The 6,000-nt window shown below is 62.2% G+C and carries 7 protein-coding genes and 1 pseudogene; 7 read left to right on the forward strand and 1 reads right to left on the reverse strand.

Features of this window, described 5'->3' with window-relative positions:
- Nucleotides 1-445: 445 nt before the first annotated feature.
- Nucleotides 446-654, reverse strand: a pseudogene (locus TSH58p_RS17880) (helix-turn-helix domain-containing protein).
- A gap of 158 nt (nucleotides 655-812) precedes the next feature.
- Here TSH58p_RS17880 and TSH58p_RS33190 point away from each other — a divergent pair.
- The 7 genes from TSH58p_RS33190 to TSH58p_RS17910 all read left to right on the forward strand — a co-directional run bounded on the left by TSH58p_RS33190 (nucleotide 813) and on the right by TSH58p_RS17910 (nucleotide 5,885).
- Nucleotides 813-1,166, forward strand: coding sequence for a hypothetical protein (locus tag TSH58p_RS33190; RefSeq protein WP_162600046.1), 354 nt, complete (start codon nucleotides 813-815; stop codon nucleotides 1,164-1,166).
- Between the two features lie 226 nt (nucleotides 1,167-1,392).
- Nucleotides 1,393-1,614, forward strand: a complete 222-nt coding sequence (locus tag TSH58p_RS17885; protein ID WP_204165712.1) for an AlpA family transcriptional regulator — start codon at nucleotides 1,393-1,395, stop codon at nucleotides 1,612-1,614.
- A 57-nt stretch (nucleotides 1,615-1,671) separates the two neighbouring features.
- On the forward strand, nucleotides 1,672-2,100 hold the full coding sequence (locus TSH58p_RS17890) for a hypothetical protein (RefSeq protein WP_162600047.1): 429 nt from the start codon (nucleotides 1,672-1,674) through the stop codon (nucleotides 2,098-2,100).
- An 18-nt stretch (nucleotides 2,101-2,118) separates the two neighbouring features.
- Entirely contained in the window at nucleotides 2,119-2,331 is a 213-nt protein-coding gene (locus TSH58p_RS17895) for a hypothetical protein (RefSeq protein ID WP_109067693.1), read from the forward strand.
- Between the two features lie 328 nt (nucleotides 2,332-2,659).
- Nucleotides 2,660-3,502, forward strand: coding sequence for a tyrosine-type recombinase/integrase (locus TSH58p_RS17900; RefSeq protein ID WP_162600048.1), 843 nt, complete (start codon nucleotides 2,660-2,662; stop codon nucleotides 3,500-3,502).
- Between the two features lie 433 nt (nucleotides 3,503-3,935).
- The gene (locus TSH58p_RS17905) at nucleotides 3,936-4,118 is read left to right on the forward strand and encodes a hypothetical protein (protein WP_109469288.1); all 183 of its coding nucleotides are present in this window, start codon (nucleotides 3,936-3,938) and stop codon (nucleotides 4,116-4,118) included.
- A 1,578-nt stretch (nucleotides 4,119-5,696) separates the two neighbouring features.
- Nucleotides 5,697-5,885: a hypothetical protein gene (locus TSH58p_RS17910; RefSeq protein ID WP_109469289.1), complete on the forward strand. Its 189-nt coding sequence runs from the start codon at nucleotides 5,697-5,699 to the stop codon at nucleotides 5,883-5,885.
- The last annotated feature ends 115 nt before the right edge of the window (nucleotides 5,886-6,000 follow it).

Consider the following 6,000-nt stretch of genomic DNA (forward strand, 5'->3'; position numbering starts at 1 on the left):
CCTTGGGCGCGCTGAGCAGGCTGCTGAGGGCGAGCTATGGGATAGCGTGGCTTTCGCCGGGGGCGTGTTCCAAAAGTAGAGGCCCGACAAAGCGGTTTATCGTGGTCGCCTGTCAAATAATTTCCAAAATATCAGTCCGTTTTGGAACTTCAAGGATAGATATCCTTCTTATGCTTGGCTTAAACCAAGGGTTATTGGCGCTGAACTCTTTAACATGTTCTACGCACTGGTTGTAGCTTGTTGCGTTATCGCTAAAATATAAAGTTCTTTGTTCTATGGTAAATCCCCTATTTTTAAAAAACTTATTAATATCCGTATACAGATTGTGTATGACTCCGGATCGTTTTGCGGTTTTACTTTGGTGTATTGAAGCTTTAGTGTGCTTTTATCCATTTCAATGGCTATGGCATAACGCATTATATCCTCGCAATGGCTGGATGACGTTTTACAGACTGCCCTTCCTCAACCGTACCCCCGCGCCCCCACCATTCTCCGGGATGAACTCGACCCGGCAGTCTCCAGGGCGGCCCGGATTGCTGCGAGGGTGGCTGGCTTCAGCTCTTCACCACGCTCAAACCTCGAAATGGTTTGCGTCGAGACGTTGGCCGCTTCGGCCAACTCCCTCACCCCGAGGCCCGTGGCGACGCGGGCCATCTTGCATTGGACAGGTAGCACCGTCACAACCCTGTTGTGATTTTGGTTGACGGTTATGTTAACAGTGTTGTGATTGTGGGGCAAGAGAAGCGGCCGAACGGGGTGCGGCAACACTCCGCCCGGCCTGACCACAACCCGACCTGAGTGGAGATCGGATCATGGCTGATTCCGTCAATACCACACCTTTGCCCGGCACCGGCCGCCGGAAATCGGCTGGCGCCCTGGTGCCTACCAAGCCCGCCGACCTGCCGCCCCTGACCCCCGACCAGCTGAACGATCAAGATGGGGAGCCGCGGGTTTCCGATTTGGTTCTGGCCGAGCGGCTGGGCTTTGATAAGCCACACAACATCCGCAAGCTGATCGAGCGGAACCGGCGGAGCTGGAAACCTATGGGGCGCTGGTGGAAGCTACCGGGGTTTTCTCCACGGTGGAGAAAACCTCTGGCGAGGTTTCCGACCGGCAATCGGAAACTCCCAATCGTGGCGGCCGCCCCGGCAAAGCCTACTACCTGAACGAAGGCCAAGCGCTGGTCATCTGCGCCCTGTCCCGCACCCCGCAAGCCGCCCTGGTGCGCCGGCAGATCATCGAGGTGTTCTTGGCTTACCGGCGGGCAAGCTCGCCTCGCCCGAGGGGGCCGCTCTGGCTGCCTTGCTGCCGAGGTAGGCCGGCTGGCCGCGGTGGTGGGGAGCTGGTGGCGGGTGCGCCAAGCCCGTCCAGATCGCCGAGGAGAAGCCGAAGGTGCTGACCGGGAGCAAGGTCCGCATCCGCGCGACCGAGCCGGGCGACCTGCTGTACGGCATGAAGGCGATTGCCAACGCGCTGAAGATCACGAAGCGGCAGGCGTACCACCTCCACCAAGAGGGCCGCATCCCGACCATCAAGATCGGCCCGAGGCGGATCGGCGCCCGGCGCAACGAGCTGTCGGCTTGGCTGGCCGGGCAGGAGGTGATCAATGCTTGAGTCATTATCCCGCCGCTCCATCCTGGCCGGCGCGTCGGCGGTGGCCCTGGCCGGCCCGTGTCGGCCGATGCCGCGGACCCCTTTGGCGCCGCTATCGCTCGCTCGAAGGTCGTGCGCCGGCCGCCGGGCCTGATCCGGTCCTCTCCCTGTGCGCGCACTGGCGGAGGTGGACGCAAGTGCGAAGGCGCCAACAAGCGGGTGGATGCCCATTGGAACGAGCTGGAGCAAGCTGGCCTGACCCACGACGAGATCCAGCGCGACCCGATCCAACGCGTCATGTGGGACGAGACGTACCGTTGGAGCGCGGAAGTCGATGCGGCTGAGTCCGTCATCTGCTCCACCCCTGCCGCCACTCCCGCCGGCATTCTCGCCAAGCTCGAAGTCTGGAAGCAGACCAGCGAGGCGCTTGTGGCGATTGCCTGCTCGTCGTGTCGGCCATCGAAGACCTCCGCGGCTGGTGCACGGCGACGCCGGCCCGGCCGCTGACGAGGGGAGGGCCGCCGCATGAGCCTCAACGGGAACCGCTCCGAGATCATCGGCTACGCCGAGGGGCTGGAGAAGGTGGTGGGCGAGCTGGCCGTGATGGTCAAGCTGCTGCGCGCCGCCACGGTCAACGGCGACGCCGATACGATCCGGCTTGCGGCGGGAATCACCCACGGTCACGCCGCCGAACTGCCGGGCACGCTGGCGCTGCTGATTGAACGCCTGGGCGCCTGACCGGCCCGGCAACACTGACGGGGTGCGCGATCCGCGCACCCACCCAACCACACCTGAACCGCGGCGACGGCGCTGGGCATCCCCGGCGCTGCGCCCGTTCCAATCTGGAGAACCATCATGGCAAGCGTGCGCAAGCGCGAATGGACGCACAATGGCGAGACTAAAACCGCGTGGTGTGTGAGTACACCGATGGCAAGGGAAAGCGCCATCGGAAGACCTTCGAGAAGAAGAAGGACGCCGACGCATATCGGACTCGCATGGAAGTGGAGAAAACGGATGGTTCTCCGCTCATTCATCGCTGACCGTTAAGGATCTGGCTGATCTATTTTTGAAGCATCTTGAGGATAAAGTTAAAGATAATCGAATTGGACTGAATCATCTAAGGGTTCATAAGCAGGGCGTCACTGTCTGCATCCTGCCGTATTTCGGAAAAATGAAGGTGTCGGACGTTAAATTCTCAGATGTCGAGGCGTTCAAATCATTCATCATAAAAAGCCGGAATTACTCTGCCCGATCGGTGAAGACGCGATTGTCAACGCTGCGGGCTATGGAAGAGTTTGCAAAAAAGAGAGGGATGGTTAAGGGGCAGGTGATATCAGAGGCGTGTAGGGAGTTGTCTCCTGTGGGTTGCGGTAAAATCGAAACTTTCACTCCAGAGCAAGTTCAAACACTGCTGACTGTTTCATCTAAGCTTTATAGCGGCTGTAGCCCCAGGGTTAGGGATATGATGGAGTGTTTTGTAAACATCTCTGCATTCTGTGGTCTGCGGCTTGGCGAAATCATGGGGCTCACTGTTAAGAACATCGACATTAACAAGAGGATTATTCATGTGAGGCACAGCCTTACTGATTTCGATTTATTGAAGGCGCCGAAGACGAAGTCTGGAATTAGGGATGTTCCTATGCCGGTGCGTGTTCGCGACTTGCTTCGCTCGTGGATTGAGCAACACTATGTCGAGAACGAGCGTGGTTTGATATTCCGGAATGAAACTGGCACGCAGGTTAGGCAACAGAACTTCCACAAGTGGTATTGGCCACGTCTGTTGGAACGAGCTGGGTTGAGGGTTCGAGGGCAGAAAAACTTGCATTTTCATGCGCTTAGCACTTCGCCGCTAGCTGGATGGTTGAGCATGGACTGCCGTTACCCGAGGTGGCTGCGCTGTTGGGCATAGCAAGTTCGACATGACCTTGCAGATCTACGTTCATCCCATCGTCAACGGCAGTCGGCGTCACGAAGCAATAGACCGAGCTGCCGGCGCGCTTCTCGCACTCACCGATGCGACAAATTCGCGACATGGCTAGCTAAGCCATTGAAGTAAAAGCCCACTCGGGTGTTCGATGCCCACCCAGGCCAACCCTGATATTATCGTTTATAAACAATAAGTTAGGCCCTCTTGGACCCGTCCGGAGGGCCTTTTTCACATGCGACAAGGCCATTCGCCAAAAACCAAGGCGATACAAGGCGTTACGGCGCGCCCACGCGACAACGGCGCGACATGGACGCGACATGGACGCGACAAGAGACAGCCCTCGAACGGGCATTTTGACCAGGTTGGGCGCCCGAAATCCGGCCCTCCCACGCGACCCTCACCATGGAGAAGTATCATGAACGCACAGCCGTCCGCTGAGGCGGGCACCCTCGTTTGGGGCTTGGGCAACATCGCCAAGCACCTGGGCATCACGAAGCGGCAGGCCCATTACCAGCACGAAAAGGGCAACCTGCCGACCTTCAAGCCGCCCGCACGAACAAGATCGCCGCGCGCCGGGAAAGCCTCGATGAGCTGGTGAAGGGGTGGGAGGCCGCGGCCGGACCGACGGCGCCGGCGCTGAGAAGGACCCGGCCATGAGTGACCCTCTGGTGCGGGTGTCCGGTCTATCCCTCCTCGATGGGAACCGGACGAGCGGGGGCGCCTGCCCCTCGCGTGCCTCGACGTGCTGGTGGGGGCGTGTGGCTCCACCGCTGCACGCTCGTCCGAGCCGAGGGCGGAGAGCTGGCCGTCCAGCCGCCCGCGGTCTTCGGCAAGGCGTTTGCCCGGCGAGCGGAGCGGGGAACCGATCATGCGGCCTGGGCAGCGGTCAACGCGGCGGCGCTGGCCGCTTACCGAACGGCAGGGGGCACGGAGGCCGCCGCGCCCGGCGCCGGGCCGGATGAGTGAGTGTCCGTGTCATGACCATGGTGTGGAACACGGACCTCAAGAGCACACCGAAGTTCGTGCTGCTTCGGTTGCAGACTTCGCGCCGATGATGGCGGGAAGGTTTTCCCTGGTGTGAAACGGGTAGCGAGGGACACCGGCCTGTGTCTCCGCGCTGTGCGGGACGCCTACCGTGTGTTGGAGGACTGCGGGGTGCTGGTGATGGTGGCTGCGGAAGATCCCGCAAACCACCTGCCTAGGGAATACCGGATCGACCTCGACCGCCTCCGTGAGCTTGCCGTTGCGAGTTCGCCGACCGCTGATGAGTTGGACATTCCGACCACACCACCCCCGGCACCAGATGCCGTACCCCCGGCATCTCCTGCCTCCCTCCCCGGCACCAGATGCCGCACCCCCCGGCACCAGATGCCGTACCCCCCCGGCACCAGATGCCGCCAATCCATCATAAAGAACCACAAGAATCCAGAATCAGACTCTATCGCTCGACCTGGGGGGCGAAGAGGCGCGACTGCCGCCCCCTGAACCGGACATCGAGGCCGCGTTCGCCGAGTGGTGGGCCGCCGTCCCACGCAAGGTGGCGAAAGGGGCGGCGTTGCGCGCCTACCGATCCGCCCTGAAGCACGCCACGCCCGCGACCTCCTGGCGCATCCGCCGCTATGCGGACGAGGTGCGGGGCGGGAGGAGCGCTTCATCGCACACCTGCAACGTGGCTGAACGGCCAGCGCTGGCTTGATGAGCCGGGCCGGCAAGGAGTCGACCATGCCAACGTGACCAAGCTTCCCGCCATCAGGAACGGGTTCGTCGCCGTCGCTCTCGAAGAGGCTGAGCGACGCCACCAAGACGCCCCAAACGATCCTGCCCGATGGGACGGCCCAACCCTCGACTTGGACCCTGCCGGAGACGGTGGCGCCTGACCTGCAGCGGGAGGCCGCAGCGGCGTTGCCGGCGCTGGCCGAGTGGATGGGGCCGGCGGACGAGACACCGTGCGCCGCTGGCTGGCGGACCTGGCGTTCTGGTTGCCGGGACGATGGGCGTGGAGGAGGCGGGCCAAGCTGGCGCCTACTCCCGCTGTTGGCCGACGATTACCGCGTCTCGCGTTCACGGAACGCACGCTGATCGCCGCGGGCCGCCGGTTCAACACGTACTTCCGACGTTCGGAAGGTCGCGGAGTTCTTGACGAGCTGGCGGTGGAACTGCGCACGAAGGTCAACGCGTGCAGGCCCTGGCCGTGCCGCCACGCCAGCGCCAGCGGGACGCCGAGGACGAGCCGGTGAGCCTGGAGCAGCGCCAGCGCATGGGCGAGCTGTTCGGCATTCTCGGCAAGGCCCTGACCTCCGGGGACTGGAGCGCGGTGGACGCGGAGTGCAGCGGATCGAGGCGCGCGGGAGCCGAGATGGCGTAGAGCCGCCTGGGGCGCTGCTGTAGCGCGTTCTGCGCTGTAGGGGTGTCCGAGTGGCAGGGGAAAGCCAGAGCCACGCCAGCGGTCACCGGAGGCGCGCGGAAGGGTATCCAGGGCT

The organism is Azospirillum sp. TSH58 (assembly GCF_003119115.1).
GTDB lineage: Bacteria > Pseudomonadota > Alphaproteobacteria > Azospirillales > Azospirillaceae > Azospirillum.

Bases quoted from the DNA above. Each gene is read 5' to 3' on its own strand.
- TSH58p_RS33190 (WP_162600046.1), top strand. From the start codon at position 813: ATGGCTGATTCCGTCAATACCACACCTTTGCCCGGCACCGGCCGCCGG.
- TSH58p_RS17895 (WP_109067693.1), top strand. From the start codon at position 2,119: ATGAGCCTCAACGGGAACCGCTCCGAGATCATCGGCTACGCCGAGGGG.
- TSH58p_RS17905 (WP_109469288.1), top strand. From the start codon at position 3,936: ATGAACGCACAGCCGTCCGCTGAGGCGGGCACCCTCGTTTGGGGCTTG.